Annotated in this window: 28 protein-coding genes; 14 read left to right on the forward strand and 14 right to left on the reverse strand. The window is 44.7% G+C overall.

Annotation, left to right across the window (positions count from 1 at the left end; all coding sequences use genetic code 11):
- The 5 genes from RMO79_RS01040 to ilvN form a co-directional block, all read right to left on the reverse strand.
- The coding region (locus RMO79_RS01040) for an ATPase domain-containing protein (protein ID WP_310481190.1) at window positions 1–635 on the reverse strand (635 nt) is incomplete at its 3' end.
- A 24-nt stretch (window positions 636–659) separates the two neighbouring features.
- Window positions 660–800: a hypothetical protein gene (locus RMO79_RS01045; protein ID WP_310481217.1), complete on the reverse strand. Its 141-nt coding sequence runs from the start codon at window positions 798–800 to the stop codon at window positions 660–662.
- The gene (kaiB, locus tag RMO79_RS01050) at window positions 766–1080 is read right to left on the reverse strand and encodes a circadian clock protein KaiB (protein WP_295617934.1); all 315 of its coding nucleotides are present in this window, start codon (window positions 1078–1080) and stop codon (window positions 766–768) included. Before kaiB ends, RMO79_RS01045 begins: the two co-directional genes overlap by 35 nt.
- 309 nt (window positions 1081–1389) lie before the next feature.
- A complete protein-coding gene (locus RMO79_RS01055) occupies window positions 1390–2289 on the reverse strand; it encodes a circadian clock protein KaiA (protein WP_310481191.1) in 900 nt (299 codons plus the stop codon).
- A 341-nt stretch (window positions 2290–2630) separates the two neighbouring features.
- Complete coding sequence (ilvN, locus tag RMO79_RS01060; protein WP_310481192.1) at window positions 2631–3134, reverse strand: acetolactate synthase small subunit; 504 nt, start codon at window positions 3132–3134, stop codon at window positions 2631–2633.
- A gap of 279 nt (window positions 3135–3413) precedes the next feature.
- Between ilvN and RMO79_RS01065 the strand changes: the two genes are divergently transcribed.
- Window positions 3414–3758 (forward strand): BON domain-containing protein, encoded by a 345-nt coding sequence (locus tag RMO79_RS01065; protein ID WP_396136487.1) that lies wholly within the window; start codon window positions 3414–3416, stop codon window positions 3756–3758.
- Here RMO79_RS01065 and RMO79_RS01070 read toward each other — a convergent pair.
- Complete coding sequence (locus RMO79_RS01070) at window positions 3755–4801, reverse strand: alpha/beta fold hydrolase (RefSeq protein WP_310481194.1); 1047 nt, start codon at window positions 4799–4801, stop codon at window positions 3755–3757. The genes RMO79_RS01065 and RMO79_RS01070 overlap by 4 nt on opposite strands.
- 164 nt (window positions 4802–4965) lie before the next feature.
- Here RMO79_RS01070 and infC point away from each other — a divergent pair, with 164 nt between their 5' ends.
- The 13 genes from infC to RMO79_RS01135 all read left to right on the forward strand — a co-directional run bounded on the left by infC (window position 4966) and on the right by RMO79_RS01135 (window position 17393).
- Window positions 4966–5511: a translation initiation factor IF-3 gene (gene infC, locus RMO79_RS01075; protein ID WP_396136488.1), complete on the forward strand. Its 546-nt coding sequence runs from the start codon at window positions 4966–4968 to the stop codon at window positions 5509–5511.
- A 270-nt stretch (window positions 5512–5781) separates the two neighbouring features.
- On the forward strand, window positions 5782–7212 hold the full coding sequence (locus RMO79_RS01080) for a form I ribulose bisphosphate carboxylase large subunit (protein ID WP_310481195.1): 1431 nt from the start codon (window positions 5782–5784) through the stop codon (window positions 7210–7212).
- Between the two features lie 265 nt (window positions 7213–7477).
- Complete coding sequence (locus tag RMO79_RS01085; RefSeq protein ID WP_310481197.1) at window positions 7478–7858, forward strand: chaperonin family protein RbcX; 381 nt, start codon at window positions 7478–7480, stop codon at window positions 7856–7858.
- A 69-nt stretch (window positions 7859–7927) separates the two neighbouring features.
- A complete protein-coding gene (locus tag RMO79_RS01090; protein ID WP_310481198.1) occupies window positions 7928–8248 on the forward strand; it encodes a ribulose bisphosphate carboxylase small subunit in 321 nt (106 codons plus the stop codon).
- Between the two features lie 437 nt (window positions 8249–8685).
- Window positions 8686–9675, forward strand: coding sequence for an SGNH/GDSL hydrolase family protein (locus RMO79_RS01095; RefSeq protein ID WP_310481199.1), 990 nt, complete (start codon window positions 8686–8688; stop codon window positions 9673–9675).
- Window positions 9676–9858: 183 nt separating this feature from the next.
- The gene (locus RMO79_RS01100) at window positions 9859–10902 is read left to right on the forward strand and encodes an FAD-dependent oxidoreductase (RefSeq protein ID WP_310481200.1); all 1044 of its coding nucleotides are present in this window, start codon (window positions 9859–9861) and stop codon (window positions 10900–10902) included.
- Window positions 10903–10960: 58 nt separating this feature from the next.
- The gene (locus RMO79_RS01105; protein ID WP_310481201.1) at window positions 10961–11587 is read left to right on the forward strand and encodes a hypothetical protein; all 627 of its coding nucleotides are present in this window, start codon (window positions 10961–10963) and stop codon (window positions 11585–11587) included.
- A 148-nt stretch (window positions 11588–11735) separates the two neighbouring features.
- Window positions 11736–12509 (forward strand): glucosamine-6-phosphate deaminase, encoded by a 774-nt coding sequence (locus tag RMO79_RS01110; protein ID WP_310481202.1) that lies wholly within the window; start codon window positions 11736–11738, stop codon window positions 12507–12509.
- Between the two features lie 111 nt (window positions 12510–12620).
- Window positions 12621–13085 (forward strand): hypothetical protein, encoded by a 465-nt coding sequence (locus tag RMO79_RS01115; RefSeq protein WP_310481203.1) that lies wholly within the window; start codon window positions 12621–12623, stop codon window positions 13083–13085.
- 142 nt (window positions 13086–13227) lie between these two features.
- Window positions 13228–13623: a tautomerase family protein gene (locus RMO79_RS01120; RefSeq protein ID WP_310481204.1), complete on the forward strand. Its 396-nt coding sequence runs from the start codon at window positions 13228–13230 to the stop codon at window positions 13621–13623.
- 88 nt (window positions 13624–13711) lie between these two features.
- Window positions 13712–14638, forward strand: a complete 927-nt coding sequence (locus RMO79_RS01125) for a LysR substrate-binding domain-containing protein (protein ID WP_310481205.1) — start codon at window positions 13712–13714, stop codon at window positions 14636–14638.
- 397 nt (window positions 14639–15035) lie between these two features.
- On the forward strand, window positions 15036–16370 hold the full coding sequence (locus RMO79_RS01130) for a metallopeptidase TldD-related protein (RefSeq protein ID WP_310481206.1): 1335 nt from the start codon (window positions 15036–15038) through the stop codon (window positions 16368–16370).
- A gap of 153 nt (window positions 16371–16523) precedes the next feature.
- Window positions 16524–17393, forward strand: coding sequence for an MBL fold metallo-hydrolase (locus RMO79_RS01135; RefSeq protein WP_310481207.1), 870 nt, complete (start codon window positions 16524–16526; stop codon window positions 17391–17393).
- 185 nt (window positions 17394–17578) lie between these two features.
- Here the strand turns inward: RMO79_RS01135 and dndC are convergent, their stop codons facing one another.
- The 8 genes from dndC to RMO79_RS01175 all read right to left on the reverse strand — a co-directional run bounded on the left by dndC (window position 17579) and on the right by RMO79_RS01175 (window position 23392).
- Window positions 17579–19144, reverse strand: coding sequence for a DNA phosphorothioation system sulfurtransferase DndC (dndC, locus tag RMO79_RS01140; RefSeq protein WP_310481208.1), 1566 nt, complete (start codon window positions 19142–19144; stop codon window positions 17579–17581).
- A gap of 23 nt (window positions 19145–19167) precedes the next feature.
- The gene (locus RMO79_RS01145; protein ID WP_310481209.1) at window positions 19168–20124 is read right to left on the reverse strand and encodes an HNH endonuclease; all 957 of its coding nucleotides are present in this window, start codon (window positions 20122–20124) and stop codon (window positions 19168–19170) included.
- 129 nt (window positions 20125–20253) lie between these two features.
- On the reverse strand, window positions 20254–20493 hold the full coding sequence (locus tag RMO79_RS01150; protein WP_310481210.1) for an AbrB/MazE/SpoVT family DNA-binding domain-containing protein: 240 nt from the start codon (window positions 20491–20493) through the stop codon (window positions 20254–20256).
- A gap of 112 nt (window positions 20494–20605) precedes the next feature.
- Window positions 20606–20863 (reverse strand): RES family NAD+ phosphorylase, encoded by a 258-nt coding sequence (locus RMO79_RS01155; RefSeq protein WP_396136489.1) that lies wholly within the window; start codon window positions 20861–20863, stop codon window positions 20606–20608.
- A gap of 14 nt (window positions 20864–20877) precedes the next feature.
- Entirely contained in the window at window positions 20878–21075 is a 198-nt protein-coding gene (locus RMO79_RS01160; RefSeq protein ID WP_310481212.1) for an RES family NAD+ phosphorylase, read from the reverse strand.
- Window positions 21072–21341 (reverse strand): MbcA/ParS/Xre antitoxin family protein, encoded by a 270-nt coding sequence (locus RMO79_RS01165; protein WP_310481213.1) that lies wholly within the window; start codon window positions 21339–21341, stop codon window positions 21072–21074. The genes RMO79_RS01160 and RMO79_RS01165 overlap by 4 nt, the downstream gene beginning before the upstream one ends.
- A 136-nt stretch (window positions 21342–21477) precedes the next feature.
- Window positions 21478–22095, reverse strand: coding sequence for a hypothetical protein (locus RMO79_RS01170; RefSeq protein WP_310481214.1), 618 nt, complete (start codon window positions 22093–22095; stop codon window positions 21478–21480).
- Window positions 22096–22204: 109 nt separating this feature from the next.
- Window positions 22205–23392 (reverse strand): DUF58 domain-containing protein, encoded by a 1188-nt coding sequence (locus RMO79_RS01175; protein ID WP_310481215.1) that lies wholly within the window; start codon window positions 23390–23392, stop codon window positions 22205–22207.
- Window positions 23393–23530 lie beyond the last annotated feature (138 nt).

The following is a 23530-nucleotide window of genomic DNA, read 5'->3' on the forward strand; positions in this document are numbered from 1 at the left end:
CCTTCTAGTACATTCCGGACGATCGCCACGTTATCCGAGACAAATTCTTCGACACCAAATCGCGCCACTGGGCCGTATTCTTCGACGCGCTCGGTGGTCATAATGGTGGTCGCACCCATTTGTTTGAGTCTGGCTACCAGCCGAAAAATCTCGCGCCGCACTACCGAGGCTGCGTCGTATTGTTGGAAAATTGCTGTTACCGAATCGATCGATACCCGCTTGGCTTTATACTTAACAAAAGCATACTGAATCCGCTCGATTAAGGCAGACAAATCGAAACTGCCGACTACTTCTTGTCCTTCGGGATCTGGAGAGGCATCGAGAATAAATAACTTCCCATCATCGATCGATTGTTGGAGATCCCAACCAAAACTATGGGCATTTTTGATAATATCAGCAGGTGATTCCTCGAACGTTACAAAGATTCCAGGCTCGTCAAAGTAGTGAATTCCGTTGTAAACAAATTGGACGGCTAACATAGTTTTGCCAGTTCCCGATGTGCCGCTGAGGATCGTCGTCCTGCCAATGGGTAATCCACCATGAGAAATGTCATCGAACCCTTCGATCATGGTGTGAATTTTTTGCACGCCTAAGGGATTAATCGGTGATTCTGCTAATTGATTCGTACTGGTCATTGCTGAGATCTGAAAAATTTCTAACTAAATAACTAATTCAACTCGTTGGCATAGCCTACCGGAGGTAATCGAGCGTTCGCGTAGCTTGTCAGAGGCGGTCTGCTGTCGATAACGGCTGAAGTTCACCAAGCTAAAAATCGCCATCTCGCTCGGATAGTTCTTCATACAACAGATCTAATCCGATTAATACTTTTTCGCGATCGGATAAATCGCCAATAATTTTTCGGACTGGTGGCGGTAACACTTTGGAAAGTGTCGGTGTTGCCAGAATTTTGTCTTCTTCTGCTAATTGCGGATTTTTGAGGACATCAATTACTTTAAGCGCATATACGCCTTTAAACTCTTCTTCTAATATATTCTTTAGAGTTCGCAGTGCTCTGACCGAATTGGGTGTGTTTCCCGCTACATATAGCTTCAACACATAAGTTTTCATTAATGGAGGCATAAGTCAAATTATTAATTATCGGTTGTGAAATATTTAACTCAGTTACTTGCAAGAGACGATCGAATTATTAAACAAAGACGATCTACACTCGATTCCTCCCATCGAATCTGGAGTCCCAAGAATTGCTTTCCAGTCGCGACCGACAATCTCCATCACAATAATCGCATCGATCGGCAACTGTGGCTACTCACATCTTGCACCAATTCTCGCATGAGGGCGATTTCTAGCACAGAGTAAACAGCGAAACTCGAACGCCCGCTCATCTCAAGGCTCAGCACGACCCAAAACAGTTGCTAACAAATCGAACTGTTACAGCTCTCGCGGTACCGATCGACGGTACATCTCACATAAGTGCGCGATGACATCAATCAGCGTCAGGCGGTATTCGAGCAAAATTTCCTCGCTGCGTCCTTCCAATTTTAACTGGTCTGAGAACTCTTCCATCAATTCCATGTGAATCTTGACAATCTCGGAAACCGCCAGATCGCGGAAAAAAATCTCATTGACAAACTCGTCGATTTTATCATCGATCTGCCGACTGTCGGCAAAATATTCGATGACGATTTTGCGATATTGCGACTTGAATCCAGCCAATAGCTCTTGCTTGTGCTGTCGATCGAGATGTCGAAAAAATTGCTGGGAGTTCCGCTTATAGTAAACTGCTAAATATCCCAACCGCTCACTGAGTTTGTCTGCCAGACGGCTTTGTTGCTGGAGCAAAAAGTTGGGTTCGGGAATCTTGATGTGAGTTCGAGTTTGGGCAGGTTCGGAATCCTCAGATGTTGGCACGATGGGAGTCAAGTTCATAAACTTGGCAATAGCTTTATCGATTGCTCCCCCAATTCCAGCTAATTCGGTTACTGCCAAAATTACTTCAGATGGCTGATAAATATAGCTACTAGAGGCAGGTAAATTTGTGAGTGCTGTATGAATAGGAGTTTGAGCGTTCGGCGGAATCAAGCGATGGACGATGACCACAGGCAAGATCAGCCCCCGCTCATAGAGATAATTAATCGCTGGGAGCAGTTGTGCTTGGGAATAAAAGACCACGCAATCTAGTTCGTGTTTAGATATTTCCACATAGTCTAAAAACTCCCCTCGATCGGTAAAATATTGCAGGGCATAACGATCTGCATCCAAATATCGACCCAATAACGGAGCGATATCCGTAGAGTCAGCTAAAACTGCAATCGTCAGAGAACCAGACAAAATAATTTACACTCACTCGTGATACTCGCACTGGGCTAGATTTTTACGCTCGAATTACCCACGATCGCTTCACAACATCGTTGGCTTAGCCTCTCGTTCCGAGAATCGCCTGCTCTCAAAGTCTAGACACTTATAATCTTAATCTTTATTTTATAATTATACCACGATCGGTCTTTGATGGGCGGGGAGAGGGGAGCGGGGCAAGTGTGGGAAGTGTGGGGAGTGTGGGATGCGAAAAATCAAAGAACGCAGTTCCAAAACCTCAAACCTAAAACCTAAAACCTAAAACCCATCTCCGAACTCCTATCTCCGAACTTCCCGCTCCCCGCTCCCCCCTCTCTTTACAATTTTAGCGACTCGGTATTAACCTTCGATTCCCTGGAGAGGGCGACTTTACCAGTGCGGGCAATTTCTCTGATCCCGAATTTTTGTAAGACTTGGACGATCGCGACAATTTTACCAGGATCGCCAACGACTTCTAGGGTGAGAGCATCTTCAGCGGCATCTACCACCCGCGCTCTAAAAATGTGTGCTAGTTCGATAATTTCCGATCGATGAGTACTGCTGGCATTCACTTTCAGCAGCATCAATTCGCGTTCGACACAAGGAATATCGGTAATATCTAAAACTTTGAGAATATTCACTAATTTGTATAACTGTTTGGTCAGTTGTTCGATCGCCCGCTCGTCGCCATTGACTACCATCGTCACCCGCGAGCGACCTTCTTGTTCGGCGGGGCCGACTGCCAGACTTTCGATATTAAAGCCCCTGCGGGCAAATAACCCCGCAATCCGAGTCAAAACTCCGGCTTCATCTTCAACCAAAACAGATAAAGTATGTTTCATCGCACTTAAATTAGGGGACTGGGAGACTGGGAGACTGGGAGACTAGGAGACTGGGAAACTGGAAGACAAAAGGACGCAAGCGTCCAAAATTTATTATTCACTATCCACTATTCACTAAAACCTAAAACCTAACTATTAGCTACTATTTAGCCACAGCGTTATATTGTCTCACAATTCCCGATTGTCACAATCTTAAAAAAATTGTAATCATCTGTGGCGGCGGTCGAAAATAGACCCCATAATGGTGAGGATTTGTTTTTTAGATGGAGTATTGCAATTATGGGTTTCTTCAAAAAGATTTTCGGTATGGAAAAACCAGCCAATGCTGAAGTCAATCCCGCCCCTGCTGAGACAGATCCTGAAACTGGTGGAGACATCGCTCCAGAACGCTTGGGAGTTAATGGTGAATACGACCAAAGCGGTTTGGCAAAACGTGTCGCGATCGCCTTTGATGACGATGCATCAGTTACAGATGTCGAAACTCTCTGGGTCGCCCAAACCAGTGGTACTGTGGTTTTAAAAGGTTCCGTTCCCAGCCAAGAAATTCTCGATCGGATGGTCGAGTTAGCTAGTGGTGTTTCTGGTACCACCGATGTCAGTATCGACCAAGTAACGATCGGTTAAGAAATATCTCCCAGGGGTAGAGCATAAGGCGAATCGTCACTGTGTAAATTTGGTGCCGATTGTGACTCTACCCCAGCGGTGAGTCGAAACGATCCATTGGCTAGAGTATCGATCCAGAGCTGAATTGCCTGATTGACCACAGTGGGAATCTCATCGTGAGCGCAGTGTCCGGCTCCTTCGAGCTTGACCAATTCTAGTAACGGGTTCAACTTGAGTAACACGTTTGCTGTTTCTGGCGGAATCATCCGATCTTCACATCCCCACAGCAATAGCATCGGAATCTGCATCTGCGGGAGCAGCTTGCGAATATTGGGCGAAAAATTGCTACTAGTCATTCCCTGCATAATTTTTACAAATGCCGCGGGGGCTTCTAATTCCTGAGCTGGTGTCAAAAAGATATCGAGCAGTTCGTCGGTGACGCGATCGGGATTAGCATAAGCAATTTGCGCCCATTTTTTGGCGACTTTGGGGCGGCTGACGACCCTAAATAAGCCATGTAGTAATGGCGGGTTAAAAATGGCGCGTTTGATGCCATCTACCAGCGGTTGGAGCGATCGGGGAATTAATTCCTGTTCGGCAGAAAGATCTGGTAAGCTGACCATCACCAAACTGGCGGCCATTTGTGGGTGTCTGGCGGCGGCGACTAATGCCACTAAAGAACCGATCGAATTACCGACTAACAGGATCGGACGACCCACAAAGGTCTGCCAAAAATCGTAGACCTGATCGACCCACAAGTCAATATCGTAGCCGATATTAGGCTTACGCGAGCCGCCCCAGCCGACGAGATCGAGTCCGTAGACAGTCCGATCTGCTGCCAACACGGGTAAATTATGCTGCCAATGCCCGATCGATGCACCAAAGCCATGGATCAACAAAATTGGCGGATCGCGATCGACCCGCTCCTTGCTGCGTTGATAAGTATACCGAGTTTGCCAGCCCCGCCACACCCAATCGCGCTGATTGCCGACATTTTGATGCCAAGTTCGCAAAATACAACCTCCGATCTCGTCTGTCAATCCCTTGTACCTTGAAAAGGTCACTTTAAGCTTAAAAAATATTAAATTTTAGACCCGATCCCTAAGAATCTAGGTAAAATAGTGTTATCAAACTGAAAAAGCTAATATTTTTTTAGTTTAGACCGATTTTACACTTAGCTGTAACTGAGGATAACCATACCACCTACCCACCAGAAACTCCCATTCCTATTAAATCACCCATCATCGAGAAAAGACGCACCCGCGATCTTCCTCAAATTAACGAACGCATCCGGTTTCCTCAAATTCGCGTAATCGGCACCGATGGCGAACAATTAGGCATTCTTACGCCTCAAGAAGCGCAAGGGATGGCTGATGAAAACGGACTCGATTTAGTCCTGGTTAGCGACAAAGCCGACCCGCCCGTGTGCCGAATTATGGACTACGGTAAGTATAAATTCGAGCTAGAAAAGAAAGCTCGCGAAGCGAAGAAGAAGCAACATACTGCCGAACTCAAAGAAGTCAAAATGCGCTACACGATCGAGGAACATGACTACCAAGTACGGGTCAGTCAAGCCAATCGATTTATCAAATCTGGCGATAAAGTCAAAGCAACTATTACCTTTCGCGGTCGGGAGATCCAACATAGCGATCTCGCCGAAAAAGTGCTCAAAAAGATGGCAGAAGATCTCAAAGATATTGCAGAAGTTCAGCAATATCCCAAGAAAGAGGGACGTAACATGATGATGATACTCGCTCCCAAGAAAGCTGGGTAGTTAGTATGCTCGTGAAGTACGCTGAAAGTATTGCGGTAGGTTAACAAGAAATAATATTTTACAATTCGCTCCCCCGGGCAGTTAGACTCGATGTTTAGCTGCCTTTTTTGCGTGCCACAACCGTTACGGTTGTATAGATCCCCCTCAATGGTACTCATATAAAATAGTCTTATGACGATCGTCAAAAGATCGGAACCAAAACTATTACACTTGCTGATATAGTTGTTTTTAACAAGAAACGTCAACTGGTTCCTGAAGGTTAGGAAATTTATGGCTTACGCGCAAACTCAAACTCAGGCAAAAACTGGGTACAAGGCTGGAGTACAAGACTACCGTCTAACTTATTACACGCCAGACTATACTCCCAAAGATACAGACTTACTCGCAGCTTTTCGGATGACTCCCCAACCTGGAGTTCCCGCAGAAGAAGCTGGTGCTGCTGTAGCCGCTGAGTCTTCCACAGGTACCTGGACGACGGTTTGGACTGACTTGCTGACCGATCTCGATCGGTACAAAGGTCGTTGTTATCACATCGAACCAGTTCAAGGTGAAGACAATCAATATTTTTGCTTTATTGCCTATCCTTTAGATTTATTTGAAGAAGGTTCCGTCACCAACATGCTTACCTCATTAGTAGGTAACGTATTTGGTTTCAAAGCTCTACGTGCATTACGTTTAGAAGATTTACGTATTCCTGTTGCTTACCTCAAAACCTTCCAAGGGCCGCCTCACGGGATCACCGTAGAGCGCGATAAATTAAATAAATATGGTCGTCCGTTATTGGGTTGTACGATCAAACCAAAACTCGGTCTGTCTGCTAAAAACTACGGTCGGGCAGTTTATGAAGTACTGCGCGGCGGTCTAGACTTAACCAAAGACGACGAAAACATTAACTCCCAACCCTTTATGCGTTGGCGCGATCGGTTCTTGTTCGTTCAAGAAGCTATCGAAAAAGCTCAAGCAGAAACTGGCGAAATTAAAGGTCACTACCTCAACGTGACTGCGCCTACCTGCGAAGAAATGATGGAACGCGCCCAGTTTGCTAAAGACATCGGCACGCCCATCATCATGCACGACTTCTTTACCGCTGGTTTTACTGCTAACACCAGCTTGGCTAAATTCTGTCGTGCGAACGGTCTGTTACTGCACATTCACCGTGCAATGCACGCAGTTGTCGATCGTCAAAAAAATCATGGTATCCACTTCCGCGTTCTGGCGAAATGCTTGCGGATGTCCGGTGGAGATCACCTTCACTCCGGTACCGTTGTAGGTAAACTCGAAGGCGAAAAAGGCATCACCATGGGTTTTGTAGACCTCATGCGTGAAAACTACATCGAAGAAGATCGCTCGCGTGGTATTTTCTTCACTCAAGATTGGGCTTCTATGCCCGGTGTTATGCCTGTTGCTTCCGGTGGTATCCACGTATGGCACATGCCCGCACTAGTCGAGATCTTCGGCGACGATTCTTGCCTCCAGTTCGGTGGTGGTACTGCTGGTCACCCATGGGGTAACGCTCCTGGTGCAATGGCTAACCGCGTCGCACTCGAAGCTTGTATTCAAGCTCGTAACGAAGGTCGTAACCTCATGCGCGAAGGTGGCGATATCCTCCGTGAAGCTGGTAAATGGTCTCCAGAACTAGCCGTTGCACTCGAACTCTGGAAAGAGATCAAATTTGAATTTGAAGCAATGGATACTCTTTAGACTACCTCTAGAAGTAATCGTTGCACTCGAACTCTGGAAAGAGATCGAATTTGAAGCAATGGATACTCTGTAAAATTAGTGGATAGTGAATAGTGGATAGTGGATAGCGAAAAGTGCGGAAACAGGGGTTTCCCCTGTCTTGTCTCACCTCTTTGGACGGGTTCCCCGTCCAAAGGTGAAGCCCAAGTAAAGCACCTTTTCAAGACAGTAAGTAGTAATAAATACTTGTTAACAAATCCCTATTCACACTTCATTAATTTCGGGAATGGATCGCAAACAAGTTGCCAAAGCTACGACCAAAGTCATCTCTAGCTACTTGACTTATCAAGCAGTGCAGACCGTTCTGGCTCAATTGACTGAAACAAATCCGCCGTTGGCACTGTGGTTTCGCAGTTTCTCCGGTCGGAAAATCGTTCAAGATGGCGAAGTCTATTTACTCGCACTCTTGGCAGAACACCAAGAGTTAGCCTTCCGCGTAATGGCGGTGAGGGAGCATTTAGTCGAAGAAATTATGGACGATTTGCCAGAGATGGTACTTCACGATATTAAGCACAAAAATAGTCAGCATCGCAAGCAACAGCTAGAGAAGCTCTCGCAGCTATCCATTATCGAGCCAAACAGCAATCTAGAACCCTCGTCCGAGTAACCTGAGTAACTGCAAGTTGTCAAGACGCACCCTACATCTCAACTATATTTAGCCGTAAAGCCAAGAGAAATGCAGACCTTATCATTTGAACGTCGCTTCGAGACTTTTTCCTACTTGCCTCCTTTGAGCGATGCTCAAATTGTCAAGCAGCTTCAATATATGCTCGATCAAGGATATATTCCTGGTGTTGAATTCAGTAAAGAATCCGAGCCTACTCAGCATTTCTGGACTCTCTGGAAGTTGCCTTTGTTTAACGCTACTACTACTAACGAAATTTTAGCTGAAGTACGTGCTTGCCGAAGCGAATACGGTCATTGCTACGTGCGGGTTGTTGGTTTCGACAACATTAAACAGTGCCAAGTATTGAGCTTCATCGTTCACAAACCATAGATTGGTTTGGGGTGCATTATCCTTACGGGATAACATAACCCATAAGTTAATTCTAAGAGAAGAGGAAATTATGCCTCTTCTCTTTTTTTTCGGTCTCTGCGGGGATTAGATCGACATCAAACCCTTTTAGAGATTGATAGCTCCATCGCAATCTAGCTTTGATGTATTTGCGATATTGATTGGAATCAATCGAGCCAAATAGGCAACGGTGAGGATGTAGCCGTAACGATCGTTTGGGAAAATGCGAGATCCGAGTTGTGAATGGGTACTATTAATCTATAATGGCAGTACGTAATACTAAATCACAGAACTAAGAACTACACTAGCTGGCAAAGACAATCGCTGTCCGCACACGCAAATATGTGTAGTTAGGACTCAGAATATTGGTATTATCGTCGATCGCCATAGTAGCAATCTACCTATTTTAAGCAACCCAAATGAAAAGATTTTTAATTATTAGTGGCTTAGTTCTGAGTTCTACTCTAATTCCGATTAAAGCGATCGCCGCTACCTTTCGTCAATTAGTTGTCTATGGCGATAGTCTTTCCGATCTCGGACGAGCAGCCGACGCTACAAGTACTCTTCCTCCTGAATTCAAATTCCCAGCTTATACAAATGGAGATGGCAGATTTTCTAATGGGCCGATCTGGGTCGAATACCTGGCAGCTAGCTTGGGGATTCCTGCTAATGGCAATCCTACCACTACTAATCGCGCTACGAATTTTGCGATCGGTGGGGCTAGCACTGGCACGGTTAATATTGGGCAAGCTCTATCTCCTAGTAGCTTCGTTGGCATCGAGACACAGGTCAATGATAATCTCATTAGCGATCCTGCGGCACTTTATGTCATCTGGGGGGGAGCTAATGACTATTTGTTTCCAACTCCAGCCAATCCCGTAAATCCCGGCCAGACGATCGCGAATTTGGCTGGTGAAATTAGAGTATTAATTTCACGCGGAGCCACGAATATTTTAATTCCTAATCTCTCTAATCTAGGTGCGCTACCCAGTACGCGCAACCTAGGGCCTACGGCAACAAATTTGAGTAATTTAACCGTAGCGCATAATGATGGTTTGGCGGCGACTATTGCTGATTTAAGGTTAGCTAATCCGACTGTGAATTTGAACTTACTAGATGTTAATGGTTTGTTTAACCGAGTTGTGGCTAATCCGAGCAGTTTTGGATTTAACGATGTTACTACTCAATGTATAACAGCTACTACCGTTTGTGCGAATCCGAATGCCAATTTGTTTTGGGATGAGATTCATCCGACGACTGAGGGACATCGATTGATTGGCGAGTTAGCCTTTAATACCGTGTCGCCGACTGCTGTTCCCGAACCGATTACCATGTTGAGTTCGTTGATGGCTGGGAGCGCGGCGATCGCGTTTAAACGTAAACTTAAAGCAGCTAATGTTAATAAGTAATTTAAGTTGCTAGTTATCATTTTTTAGTGTGGTTAGGGGGTAAAGGGTAAAGGGTAAAGGGTAAAGGGAAAAGGGTAAAGGGTAAAGGGTAAAGGGTAAAGGGATAACAGCATTTTTCCTTTTCCCAATATATCTAGCCAGGTTTTCCTAATCCGCAATCCACAATCCACAATCCACAATGGTATGACTGATATTCTAGAAATTGCGATCGTTGGTGCGGGGATGGCGGGAATTACGTGCGCGCGCGAACTGCAAGCTGCTGGGTATAAAGATATCGCCATCTTTGAAAAATCCAGAGGAGTCGGGGGGAGATTGACGACGCGGCGGATGTTCGATACCTGTGTCGATCGTGGGACGTGTTATGTTTCTCCAAAAGGTGAGGAATTTAGGGCATTATTCGATCGACTGATTGCTGATAATATTGTCGAAACTTGGACAGATACCATTCATACTTTCAGTGCGAATGGCGAAATGTTACCTGAAATCGATCGTTATCCGCGTTATGTCGCACCTGGCGGGATGAATCAAATTGCCAAGTATTTAGCCGCAGATCTAGATATTAGATTTAACCACCGCGCGATCGCGATTCAACCCGATGGCAACCTGTGGCGGCTGACACTTGCAGGTACCGAAACTACTGAAATTCTTGCCCGTAAAGTAGTTCTGGCTATTCCCGCACCCCAGGCGGTAGATTTACTCGCGCCGCTGGCAGATATTTTGCCAGTAGAATTTCTCAATGACTTAAAATCGGTCGAATTTTATCCGTCGATCGCCGTCGCCGCAGGCTATACTCCTAATCGATTAGCCGAGTGGGAAGCTACTCATCCGCAGGTGAAATCGGTGACTTGCATTGACGATCCGATCTTGGCTTGGCTGGGCGTAGATAGTAGCAAACGCCATCAACCAGCCCCACCTGCATTCGTACTCCAGAGTACGGCAAATTTCGCCGCTGAGTACCCCCATCCTGAAGATACATCAAAAGCTAGTATTGCCATGTTAGAACGGGCTAGCGAACGATTTTTCCCATGGTTCAGGGAGTGTCAGTGGCAATCGCCCCACCTGTGGCGGTATGCCTTCACCAAATCACCACTGAGTGAGGCATATTTAGCGATCGATCTGCCCGCACCGCTAGTTTGTACTGGCGATTGGTGTGGTGGGCGTAAAGTGGAAGATGCATTTTTGGCAGGGTTAGCAGTAGCACCACAATTAGGGGCTAGTCGTGCGTAAAATAGCTGTTAGCAATTGTAGCTATCGATCGGTCAATATTAGCAATAGGTCGATTGGCGTGATTACAGATATCAAAACAGAAGAATATGCACTCCTGCAAGGCTATCGATCGAGATGGCAACAAGCCGCTTTTTCTCTAGATCCGCTCGATCGGGATATTGCGATCGAAACATTAGATCGAGCTTATTCACTGACGGGATATCGCAAACCGACACTGTTTTTCTTTGCGACTCCCGATCGGGCGATCGACTATTTAGGATTTCCCACCACTCGCACGCCGCTGTCTTTAGCAAGTCTAATTACACCAATTATCGAACAAGTTCGCGCCCAATTTTCGCCCATATTATGGACGCATTTTTGGCGGCGGCAGGGAAAAATGTATGCAACAGCAACATCATTAGCCGTGACAGATCCGTTACTAGCAGTGCTGCAAACTGAATTTGGCTCTAAGTTTCCGCTACCAATTTTACAGACGATCGAGATGCATGGTAGTGCGATTTCCGATTTGGCGATGTTGGATTTTTGTATGAATGTTTTAGGTTGCACGCATACAGAACCACAGCTTTGGCAAGTTGTCAAATCTTTAATTCAAGATTGCTTTTGGCACTTGGCGTTTGAAGATATCTGTATTGTCTTCGATCGACCGATGCAGTACGATATTTCCTGCCCGCAAATTGCCAGCTAAAAATCACAAAAGTGCTGGCTCTTAAATATTTGCCGCAAATTTAACCGCGATCGAGATCGCTTGTAAGCTAAGATCGTTCGATAGCGGATTTGCTCGACGATCGATTTGCAAATAGCTAACTAATTTTCGCCACTGTCAACTAACTCTTATGCCTACGCCACTACGTACCTTCCAAGTCGATGCTTTGCGGGTTGAGGTTTATCGTGACGAGGCAGATTTAGTCAGCAATTTAGTCCAAACCACCCAGTCTTATCTGAGTGAAGTAATGGCGCGACAAACCACTGCTGCGGCAATTTTGGCTTCTGGGGCATCTCAAATTAAACTACTCAAGGATTTAACTACCTTCGGCGAAATCGACTGGGGGAGGCTGACATTGTTTCATTTGGATGAATATTTAGGGATTGGCGGGATGCATCCCGCCAGCTTTGGGTTATTTATGCGCGAATCAGTCGAGCAAAAAGTAGCCGTGCGTAAATTTAATTATTTAGCAGGCGATACCGCCGAACCGATCGCCGAATGCGATCGATATTATGGGTTATTATCAGCACAGCCGATCGATCTGTGCTTTTTAGGCGTCGGCGAAACGGGACATATTGCCTTTAACGATCCCGAAGTTGCCGATTTTGACGATCGCTACCCAGTCAAGCTGGTAAAATTAGCAGATAAATCTCGGCAACAGCAGGTAAATACCGGATTTTTCGATCGGATTGAATCAGTTCCTCAATACGCACTCACGCTGACGCTCCCCACAATTTGTCAAGCGCGGCGGATTTGCTGTCTGGCGATGGGAGAGCGCAAAGCCAGTATCGTTAACACCATGTTAACTGGTGAAATCGCACCGACGTGCCCGGCTTCGATTTTACGAAAGTCTCCCGCTGCAATCTTATATCTAGATGAAGCAGCGGCGAGTGCTTTAGATTAACGATCGGATCTTCATCATATTTCTCGACAGGAAGTAGTTTTGCTACAATCGTAGAGCGATCGGACTTTGTGCTTTGCAGCTTATCATATCTTAATCGAGGTTATAAAATTGATGAAAATTTTACAGTCAATCGTTTTATTAATCGGTCATTTAGCCATAATCGTCGCTGCAAATTCGACTGGTAATGCAGTTGCGCTCAACCAGAGTAGCGTTAGTATTACCACCAATGCAGAGGGCGGACAAATTCAATCTACCACCGTGAGTATCGATCGAGCCGATTTGAGTCAACCGCATATTTTACGAGTTCAAGGCTCGAATAATGATGTACCGATCCGGATGGCGCGAATCCAAGTTAAAATTAATGGTAAAGTGGTAAAAACTATCGCCAATAATTCATTAGAATTGAATTTGGCTCCGATGATGCAATCGGGACGCTATGAAGTAGAAATATCTGGAGTTTCACCACGATTAGAAGATACTATTTCGGTCAACTTTGCTGGTAAAAATACTAATGTCACCCAACAGTTCGCTGGGGCAGGGAAAATCGAACAAGTGCTAGTTATTAATGTTCGATAAATTGCGAATGTAATCGATCTCTATTCAATTTTCTCTCTCTTTATCTCAACTACTCAGATAGATTGGTGCGTCACCCTACCGGATCACACACCCTACAATTTAGGATTTTATTAAGTACTATCTACTATTCACTATCCACTCAATGTCTCAAATTAAGATTTATGGATTGCGATCGCATCTCGATCCAGTCAAAGCACAACTTTCGGATGTAATTAATAGCTGTGTAGTCGATGCGCTCCAATATCCCCCGCACAAGCGCGCGCATCGCTTTTTTCCGTTAGATCCGAGCGATTATTATTATCCCCCCGAACCAGGGCGCACCGATCGCTATACAATTATTGAATTAAGTATGTTTGAAGGTCGGACTGTCGCAGCGAAGAAACAACTAATTAGGTTATTGTTCGATCGAATCGATAAAGAGTTAGGCATATCTAATCTCGATCTAGAAATTACAATCTTTGAAACTCCCAACCATAATTGGGGTTTTCGCGGATTACCCGGCGACGAGCATAGTTTAGATTATCAAGTCAATGTTTGATAATTAATTATTAATTTCAAAGCTGCCGAACGATTCCCATCGATTTTAGCGATCTCCCAAATCGATTATCAACTGTCAACAGAATAAAATGCGTCAATCAACACTCCATCAACTCAAAGTATTTGAAACTGTTGCCAGATTAACTAGTATTACTCGTGCAGCAGAGGAGTTGTCTCTAACACAACCAACCGTGTCGATGCAGATTAAGCAGCTCACCCAGAATGTTGGCGTGCCTTTATTCGAGCAAATTGGTAAAAAGTTATATCTTACTCATGCCGGACAAGAATTATTAATTACCTGTCGAGAAATCTTTAATGAGCTGTCTCGATTTGAGATGAAAATTACCGATCTTCAGGGTTTAAAGCAAGGTAAACTCAAACTGGCGACAATTACTACGACTAAATATTTTATGCCGCGCGCAATTGCCCCTTTCTGTCAATTGTATCCGGGGGTAGATGTCACCTTAGAAATTACCAATCACGAACGAGTTTTAGAAAGACTCAGCGAGAATCTCGACGACTTATATATTATCAGTAAAATACCCGATCGATTGGATGTCGTTTTACATCCCTTTCTCGAAAATCCACTCGTAGTCATCGCGCCGACAAATCATCCCCTAGCGCAGGAAAAAAATATTCCCATTTCTAAATTACAAAACGAACCATTCATCATGCGCGAACGCGGTTCGGGAACGCGGGATGCAGTCGAACAGTTATTAACCAAACATGGTGTTTCGGTGAAGGTGCGATTGGAATTAGGCGGTAACGAAGCAATCAAACAAGCAATTGGCGTAGGGTTGGGAATTTCGGTACTATCTCAGCATACCTTTACCCCAGAAGCCGCACTCTCTGGCTTGACAATCTTAGACGTTCAACACTTCCCGATCGAGCGACATTGGTATATTATTTATCCAGACAACAAGCAACTATCGATTCTGGCAAGTACTTTCTTTGACTTTCTCCAACAAGAATCTCAGGCGATTGCCGCTAAAATGCGATCGAAAATTATTACATGACAAAAGCAACACTCTATAAACAACTTTGCATAAATCTCTCGGCTATAATTGGTAAAATGTGGAGTTGCACTAATCTAGTAGTGGATTGCTCCCAACTTAACAGATGGTAGAGATTTTGAAGCTGGTACTTGGTGTTGCAATTGTCGCTGGTATCAACCAAAGATCGAACGAGTAAATGAGAATTTATTTTTCTCCTTTTAGATTAAGATCTAAACTAGCTCTAGATATCGATCGACAGCCACTTGCTGTTTCGATATAACTAATTTAGCACCTAAATCTCTATTGTCTAGCAATTGCAAATAATGTTTATATAATTAGGAGTAACTATGACCCGACTTAGTACTTAAATTGAGAAAATGTCGATCGGTGTGCCACTCATTTTACGATCCAAATTTCCATGATAGATCGATTAGAAGCTAGTTTCGATGAAGTCTTGGTTGCTTTAACTCAAAAGCTCCACATTAACGAACAATTTACACTGCGATTGCGGGGTGAAGTCAGTCAGTTTACCCGGTTCAATCATGCCAAAGTTCGCCAGACAGGCATCGTCCGCGATGGTAGTCTCCAACTCAAACTAATTTGCGAGCAGCGGAGTAGCTCGGTAGAATTTCCCTTTACAGGCGAATCCGAACTAGATCTGCCGCAAGCATTAGCCGCCCTAGCTGCCTTGCGGGCAGAAGTCCCCCAATTGCCCGTAGATCCTTATTTGGTACTCCCGACAGGTAATGCTACCAGCCATGAAGTCCATGCAGGCGCACTATTACCAGATGCCCAAGTCGTCGGCAGCTTATTACCTGTTGTCAATAATCTCGATTTTACCGGATTATATGCCGCTGGCACCGTACTGCGGGGCTACGCCGATAGTAGCGGTCAAAAACACTGGTTTGCCACCGAGTCGTATACTCTAGATTATTCGCTCTTTACCAGTACCGGGCAAGCTGTCAAAGGCACCCTCGCTGGCAGTCACTGGGATAATACCGCTTATCAAGCTAAAATTGCCGAGTCCAAAACCCAACTAGCCCGACTGGAACAACCGCTCAAGACGATCGAACGTGGTAAATATCGCACCTACCTAGCTCCAGCGGCGACTGCCGACCTGTTGAGCATGTTGTCTTGGGGGGGCATTAGCGAGGCAGCTTTACAGCAAGGACGGAGCTGTTTTGGGGCATTACAGCGTGAGGAGCAATACTTATCACCGCAATTGACAATTTCTGAAAATTTCCAGCGCGGGTTGGTACCGAGATTTAACGAACTGGGCGAAATTGCCCCAGCTCATCTGACTTTAATCGATCGCGGTCGGTTGGCAAATACCCTAGTCAATGCCCGTACCGCCAAAGAGTACCAGAAACCAGCCAACGGAGCCAATCGTGGCGAATCGCTGCGTTCTGCTGAAATCGCTACGGGAGAGTTAACACCCGATCGCATTTTAGCCACATTAGACACGGGATTATACTTATCCAATCTCCATTATCTCAATTGGAGCGATCGACCGACTGGTCGCGTCACTGGCATGACTCGCTACGCCTGTTTCTGGGTCGAAGGGGGCGAGATCGTTGCACCGATCGCCAATTTACGCTTTGATGAAAGTCTGTACCGTTGTTGGGGCGATAATCTGCTGGCATTGACAACCAACGTCGAATTTATTCCCGATGTCGATACCTATAGCAATCGTCAACTCGGCGGGAGCTGGGTACCCGGATTATTAATCGAGGATTTTACCTATACACTCTAGTCTCCATTGCCGATGTTTTGGGCATAATAACTAATGTTATCGTCATAAAATTCTAAGTTGGAACAATTGACGGCTGTTTTAATCTAGCTGTTAAGTGGGGTTCCAATCTGCGTGTTCTCTGCGCCTGCGTTTTCCAATTTCCACTGCTAACCCATGTCCACACTAGAAGATCTATTTAAAATTCATTTTTGGGGCGTGCGGGGGAGTATTGCCTGTCCGGGAACTGCTACCGTGCGGTATGGTGGCAACACGCCCTGCGTGGAAATGTTAGTGGGCGGTCATCGGCTAATTTTTGATGCGGGGACGGGGATTCACGTCTTAGGACAATCGTTATTGGGCAACCTTCCCGTTAGCGGACATTTATTTTTTTCGCACTCCCATTGGGATCACATTCAGGGATTTCCGTTCTTTTCTCCCGCATTTATGGAAGGAAATGAATTTGACATCTATGGCGGAGTGATTCCGCACGGCGTGACGATCGAACACCGCCTGCACGATCAGATGAATCAGCCCAATTTTCCGGTACCATTACAGGTGATGGGAGCCAACTTGCGGTTTCACAATCTCGACTATGGCGACAACATTAAGATCGGTGATGTTACCATTGCCACTGGCGAGTTAAACCATCCCGGTGGGGCGATGGGTTATCGGGTAAGCTGGCGAGACTATACGGCGGCTTATATTACCGATACCGAGCATTTTAGCACTGGACTCGATCGCCATATTTTAGCATTAGCCGATCGAGCCGACGTGTTGATTTATGATTGTACTTATACAGACGAAGAATATTATCATCCCCGCACTAGTAAGATCGGCTGGGGACATTCTACTTGGCAAGAAGGCATTAAAATCGCCCAAGCTGCCAACGTGAAAAAGTTAGTTATTTTTCATCACGATCCCATCCATGACGATAAATTTATGGACGCGATCGAGCTACAATCGATCCAAGCTTTCCCCGGATCGATCGTTGCCCGCGAAGGTATGAAAATCATGGTAGATGAAACGATTTCGATCGCTTATTAGAAGATGTCTGAAAAGGTTTTTTGATGTGCATCGTAGATCTAAATCCCCCTAATCCCCCTTAAAAAGGGGGACTTCCGGATCCAGTTCCCCCCTTTTTAAGGGGGGTTAGGGGGGATTTCTAGGGTTTAAGCTGAACAGCATTGAGTTCTCAGGCATTTTCTTAGAATTAGTGAATAGTTAACTAGTTAACTTTCACTTAAATCGGTTTCCTCATCATTCTTAAACTTCATCTGCGCCCAGGTTAACTGCTTCACCTTCTCCACATTTCCCTGACTTGCAGCCTCCTTCAAATCTCGCTTCTCATGCGCGATAGCAATCGCCTCCTCTTTAGAGCGAGAACTACTATCAAAACACTTCTCTAGGTTTTCAAAAACTCCCCGCCGCGATTTTGTGGCATGTTGGCGTTCGGTATCGAGCAATTTTGCCATCAATTCTAGATGCATGGCATCGTCGCTACAAATCTCTTCTAAAATCGACCATTCATCCCCACCTAATAGTTTCTTTTCCTGAATCCGCGTATCTTTAAAAGGCTTACCCATCACTTCCTCATAAATCCGAGGTAAACTATCATCGAATTCGTGCTTCTCTTCCAGCCAAATCCGCCGGATTTCTCCCAATTCCTCCTCAGTAATCAGGGTAATATCTTGCATATCTGGCGGTGCAGTCTGCTGAATTTGTGCCTGTGCCGCTAATACTCGCCGCAACCAATGTTCGCGCCAAAACTTAGTATACGGCCCCGGAATCGGCACTATTTCAGTTATTTCTTTATCTTCTTTAGATTTGCGCTCGAATAGTTCGACTCTACCATAAATCCGCCGAAAATCGCGCTTATCGCGATCGTCATGAATATCTAATTCATTCCGAATATCTAACAATGGTTGCAACCATTCTTTATCCTCATCATTCTGAATCATCGCCTCCATCGATTTGTCTTTACTCACTAACGTACACACCCAGCAACCAAACCGAGAATCTCCACAACTAGGCGTAGATGTATCGACAACTAGCGGACATTCATTATCAGCAGTCGCACCGCGATATAAAGTAAACAGATCCTGATTATTCCCACCCCAAGGATTTTTAAACTGCATCAAGTACATCCACACCTCATCAGTCCGCCAATCCTCGATCGGGCTATATATGAGAGAATTAGCTAAATTAGGATTAGGGCTGAGTCTATCTCTAACTCTGCCTACTTCATTCTTTTTTAAAACTGCGGCACGAATATTACTTTCACTTTTACGGACACCTAAAACAATAATAGTTTCGCCATATACTCTCAGAATATCGCGAATAAATTGATTAACAGGCTTAATTTTCATCCGCTCCGTACACCATCGAAAACCATGTCGTGGGGCTGGATAACCTTTGCCCATCAAACATGCCCAAAATGAATCTTTGACTGCGGGGTGAAGTAGATGCGGCTCGAAAGGCATAGACTTTTCTTGAGCCGCAGCTTTTAGTACTTTCATTGAGTGAGTGACCCAAACCGCAACAATCGGATTCTCAACTAATGTATCGGTGGTCATCACATAAACTTTTTTGTGACGCTGTTCGACTGGTAAATCTTCGATCGCAGTCCAAATAAGTTGTAATATTGTTGATGAATCTTTTCCCCAAGAAATTCCCACAATCCACGGAATACTATCGCTCAAATATAGATCTTGAATCTCTCGTGTCAGTTCTTGAATATGTTCGACTAATTGCTCTAAGCTTCGAGCCGAAGGTAATGATGTTTGTAAATCGTTCACAATAATTATCTACTTTTAATTAGCTAAGGTTTGAATTTATTCTCTCGATGCCATTTCAATGATTCTAATCTTGGAAAATATCGTTCGTTATGAGGCAGTGCAATCGGTTCGCGATCGAAATCTTTCATTGCTCTCGTATATGGCGAATCATCGTCTAAACCCTGTGCAACGATTATTCGATAGTTATCATCTATACTAAACCAACCTAGATCGAATTCCCAATGATGATTCTTACATAGCGATAACCCATTATCAATTTTACTATCCAAGAATTCAGAGAATGGTTTAATATGGGCACCATCAACAATATTTTGATTTGGATCTCTAATAATCCTCAACTTACAAAATGCACATCGATAATCATACTCACGAACGACCAGTTTTCTAAAGAAAGAATTCCTAACAATCGATTTTCGTAAAGTAATTTTAATTTCAGAATCGAGGTTTGGCAACTGAAGAGGTTCGACTCGATCGAATTCTAGATCGATATCTGAAATACTGTCTAAGTTTGATTTACTATCTGCAAACCATGTATTCACCAAACTATCTACTAAAACTTGTCTGGTAGAAGAATCTTGGAGCAAATCGAATAGCTCGTCATCTAAATAAGCATACTCTACTTTTTCTTTGAGTTTATTAGTTGTCTTAATTCGTTCTCCTTCATAAGCATCATTAAATTTTACATGCCAAAATCCACCGCTTTGCAGGTGAACGAATGGATAATGTAGCGCATCCGTATAAGTAGACCTAGTGACTAGAACACTCCAGTATTTTTTAAATGTCTCGATTAACTCTGTCGATACGAAGATCCGATTTTCGACGATCGACTTCTGCGTAATTAATTCTAGTACTGATAGAATCAAAATTGGCTGATGATTAGCCGTTCCACGTTCTTTAGTCTTGCTAACGTTGAGAGTAGCAAAGCAATTACAATAATAGGCTATATCTCGCGAACAATGTGCCTCTGTTGTTTGACTCATGCTAACTCAACTAAAAAATGCTGCATATCTATGGATCGATTAAACCAATCCATTCTTCAGTATACAAGCAAAATGTCCGACTGTTGAGTTTTTAAAAACTTAACGATATCACCTTTGGCACGGATGTAACTACCATGTTTCTTTACCAGCAGGTTGACCCCAATCGTATTCCCCACCGATTAGTTCAGGTGTAACACCAATCAGTAAATCCTCCAGTTGATACTTTCTCTTGACTGATGAGATTACAATTGTGTTGTTGACAACTTCAATATTTATCTCTGTCCCAACCGTAAACCCTACCTCGTTTGCTACAGGTTGAGGAATTCTCACACCCAGGCTGTTACCCAACTTAGTGACGATCTCTGTCATATATAATATTGCAATTTACCCTATGTATATCCTAACTTATGGAAATATTTTCGTAGACAGAAGTAGGTTATGGTAAAGCGGATATCGAGCGAGTTATAGACATCGATCCTGTTTATTTCCACATGCGTGAGTCGAAATTAAAAGGCTGTGGACGATCGATAATTAGTCGCTCGAATTGTGAATGAAGCGGATTGATAAGATAGTTAAATTCTTGAGGTACAATTGCTGATGGTACGGCTAAGATTGAACTTCTTCCTGAATCAATCCATTCATTGCCAAGAGCCTGTAATGAAGATTTAGAACTAGATAAATACCAATTAGATGGCAACCTGTCGATATTTATATATTCGACATCTATGTTATCTGGAATTTCGGCTTTGACAGCTACAAAAAATCTCTTTCTACAGTTGGTACGTTAAGATGAACGAATACTTCTAAAATAGCTAAAGATAGATTTGCGGCAGTATAAACCATCCGTTTACCTTTAGAATTCCACCGCCCACCTACTATACTTGCACCTTCGCCACTAAACGCACTCTCGGCAAAGGTAGCTTCGCAAATTCGCCAGATGATTTTACTCACATGTATACACCGTGTCTAATGGCATTCACCAGATCGATGACCCGCTCTAATCCGATCGCGCTAGTTAATAACTCAGCAGGCGTAACGCCATCTAATGCTGGGTTCTTTGCTGTTAGCCAGTTTTGAACGGTGTCGTTATTACCAAATACATTTAGAGCATGAATTTTGGCTTGACGTAAATAAATTTCCGATTGGTATTTAACAATCTCTGTTTCTAATTGAGATTTAATAATACTAATATCTGCGGTGAGAGTAGCTTCAGTCATAGAGCAAAATCAACAGATAGGTAGAGTAGTTTAGTTACTCTTACGTCTTAACTAATTATAACTCTAAACAGTTGGGCGATCGTCAAAATCGTCTGTTAAGTTTTTAAAAACTCAATTTTACCCAGCAGCCAAGCATTTAACTCTCCAACTCGATCGAGTCGGTGATGAGATTGACACCCAGCCAGTTGCTCACCTCTCGTGCCATCCATTTTAACTCGCGTTCGGTGAGGTTTTGTCCGGTACTGAGAATTCGGACTGGATCGATCTGCCGCAATTCGATCATCAGGCTGATTTTAGGCGTTTTGAGATCTGAGTGCTGATATCGATCGATAATAATTTGACTGATTTCGTTTGTTTTAAGGTGTTTGGGGCGACCGCGATCGAGTCCATAAAGATGCTGAGATAGAGTAAGCTGTTTGCGATCGATCGTTACTAGTGTTGTGGACAGAAATTTATCTGCCAGATCGAATGCTAAATGCAATCCAGTTTTTAATAAAAAGAATGTTGATGGCAATACAAACATCAACGCCACTCCCAAACCCACTTTTGCGCCTGCGTCCGTGCGGGAACTCCCCAGTAACATCCAGATATAAATAGTGAGTGCGATTAATCCTAGCACTAGCAGGTTGACAACCAAAGCTAATCCGAGTTGATGCCTTGCGACTCGATCTGGTCGAAATCGTGCCGGGATTGTCAGTTGCAATCGATCGGCTTTACTCGTAAGTAGAATTTTACTCCCAGAAGGTTGGCGCATGATAAAAGGGTGGGGAGACGGGGGGACGGGGGACGGGGGACGGGGGGATGGGGGGACGTACCAAAGCCTAAAACCTAAAACCTAAAACCTAAAACCTAAAACCTAAAACCTAATTCAACTCATTTTGCTGTTTTAATGGCGACGGGAGTGGGGATAATTCCCGGCTATTGGTATCGAGTCTACTGAGTTGCTGCTGCAAAGATCGATCGGGATCGATCGTCATGCCGACTGCTTCAGATGCGGGCTTAAATTGGTTGTGAGACCACAATAGCCACCGACTGCCTGGGGGAAGGGTGGCGATCTGTTGGGGTTGGTTGGTGAGGCACACGAGCGCATTTGCAGGCATGGGGGATGATGGTTCGTTTGTTTGGACTGCAGCGAGGGTTTCGAGTACCTGTCGATCGCCAGAAATTAGCCCCGTTCCTGCCGTCCAGAGCTTAACATTCAGGCGCGCGTCGGCATAAAAATACAGGGTACAAGCGGCAATTACCGCCTGCTCGAAGTCGGCTGACTCCCAATTGGCACTACTATCGAGGTAAATTACCACATCTTGCCCGCCGCGATCGATTTCGAGTTCGCGCACCTGAAATTCGCCGTAGCGCGCGCTGGTGCGCCAATGGATCGATCGCATCGGATCGCCATAACGATAAGGACGCAAAGAGCGGGTAATGCCTTCACTGGCGGCTTCGAGGTGACGATTGGAAAACTGCCGATCGATCTGTCGATCTTGCACGCCGACACCATCGATGAGGGGACATCGTTCTAAGTTCAGCACTTGAGGATAAACATAGACGATCGTGGGTACCGATCGAAATCGCTGACACCAAAATAGACCAATCGGTGCGCCACTTCGCAGGGCAACTTTTTCCCACCGATAGACTCCTCGCCGTTCGGTAGGCTGTCGATATACCCATCGATGTTGATTTTGAGGTAAAACGCTTTCGATCGTGGTTTGCGGCGGTTTTGCACCATTAATGCTACTCAGATCGCGAATTTGAAATAAGGTTTGAATCTGGGGGGTGGGATTGCGAATAATCAGGGCAATTTCGAGATCGGCACCTGCGGTAACTGGTAAGATTGCCTCGCGATCGATCTGAATCGATTTAATCGAGCGGGCAGGTAAAACAGCACCCACGCCGAGCAAAGCTACGCCGACACCGCTCAATACATACAGCCAGCCAGCCATTGTATTTGTCGCCGCTCCAAAGAAGCAAATCGTGAGTATTGCTAATAACCACCCTGCGTAAGCGGGAGTTGCCCAATGATGTTCTAGCCAGTTAGTGGCACGGTTTAGCATGAGAATTACTGTGCGGCGATTGAGTGCAGCCATTGATATTAGTTAGAGTACCCAATTGCGCTCGATCGATTGCAGCCACAGACAATCGATCTCGATTTAAATTTAATTTCGCCAAGTTTCGGGAAATGGTTGCAAGCG

The sequence above is a fragment of the Chamaesiphon sp. VAR_48_metabat_403 genome, assembly GCF_031422475.1.
GTDB lineage: Bacteria > Cyanobacteriota > Cyanobacteriia > Cyanobacteriales > Chamaesiphonaceae > Chamaesiphon.

Coding starts and splice junctions, on each gene's coding strand:
- RMO79_RS01090 (WP_310481198.1), top strand. CDS start 7,928: ATGCAGACCTTATCATTTGAACGTCGCTTCGAGACTTTTTCCTACTTG.
- RMO79_RS01135 (WP_310481207.1), top strand. CDS start 16,524: ATGTCCACACTAGAAGATCTATTTAAAATTCATTTTTGGGGCGTGCGG.
- RMO79_RS01115 (WP_310481203.1), top strand. CDS start 12,621: ATGAAAATTTTACAGTCAATCGTTTTATTAATCGGTCATTTAGCCATA.
- RMO79_RS01145 (WP_310481209.1), bottom strand. CDS start 20,124: ATGAGTCAAACAACAGAGGCACATTGTTCGCGAGATATAGCCTATTAT.
- RMO79_RS01080 (WP_310481195.1), top strand. CDS start 5,782: ATGGCTTACGCGCAAACTCAAACTCAGGCAAAAACTGGGTACAAGGCT.
- ilvN (WP_310481192.1), bottom strand. CDS start 3,134: ATGAAACATACTTTATCTGTTTTGGTTGAAGATGAAGCCGGAGTTTTG.
- RMO79_RS01130 (WP_310481206.1), top strand. CDS start 15,036: ATGATAGATCGATTAGAAGCTAGTTTCGATGAAGTCTTGGTTGCTTTA.
- RMO79_RS01165 (WP_310481213.1), bottom strand. CDS start 21,341: ATGACTGAAGCTACTCTCACCGCAGATATTAGTATTATTAAATCTCAA.
- RMO79_RS01085 (WP_310481197.1), top strand. CDS start 7,478: ATGGATCGCAAACAAGTTGCCAAAGCTACGACCAAAGTCATCTCTAGC.
- RMO79_RS01175 (WP_310481215.1), bottom strand. CDS start 23,392: ATGCTAAACCGTGCCACTAACTGGCTAGAACATCATTGGGCAACTCCC.
- RMO79_RS01170 (WP_310481214.1), bottom strand. CDS start 22,095: ATGCGCCAACCTTCTGGGAGTAAAATTCTACTTACGAGTAAAGCCGAT.
- RMO79_RS01120 (WP_310481204.1), top strand. CDS start 13,228: ATGTCTCAAATTAAGATTTATGGATTGCGATCGCATCTCGATCCAGTC.
- RMO79_RS01065 (WP_396136487.1), top strand. CDS start 3,414: ATGGGTTTCTTCAAAAAGATTTTCGGTATGGAAAAACCAGCCAATGCT.
- RMO79_RS01095 (WP_310481199.1), top strand. CDS start 8,686: ATGAAAAGATTTTTAATTATTAGTGGCTTAGTTCTGAGTTCTACTCTA.
- kaiB (WP_295617934.1), bottom strand. CDS start 1,080: ATGCCTCCATTAATGAAAACTTATGTGTTGAAGCTATATGTAGCGGGA.
- RMO79_RS01110 (WP_310481202.1), top strand. CDS start 11,736: ATGCCTACGCCACTACGTACCTTCCAAGTCGATGCTTTGCGGGTTGAG.
- RMO79_RS01045 (WP_310481217.1), bottom strand. CDS start 800: ATGAAGAACTATCCGAGCGAGATGGCGATTTTTAGCTTGGTGAACTTC.
- RMO79_RS01125 (WP_310481205.1), top strand. CDS start 13,712: ATGCGTCAATCAACACTCCATCAACTCAAAGTATTTGAAACTGTTGCC.
- RMO79_RS01100 (WP_310481200.1), top strand. CDS start 9,859: ATGACTGATATTCTAGAAATTGCGATCGTTGGTGCGGGGATGGCGGGA.
- RMO79_RS01150 (WP_310481210.1), bottom strand. CDS start 20,493: ATGACAGAGATCGTCACTAAGTTGGGTAACAGCCTGGGTGTGAGAATT.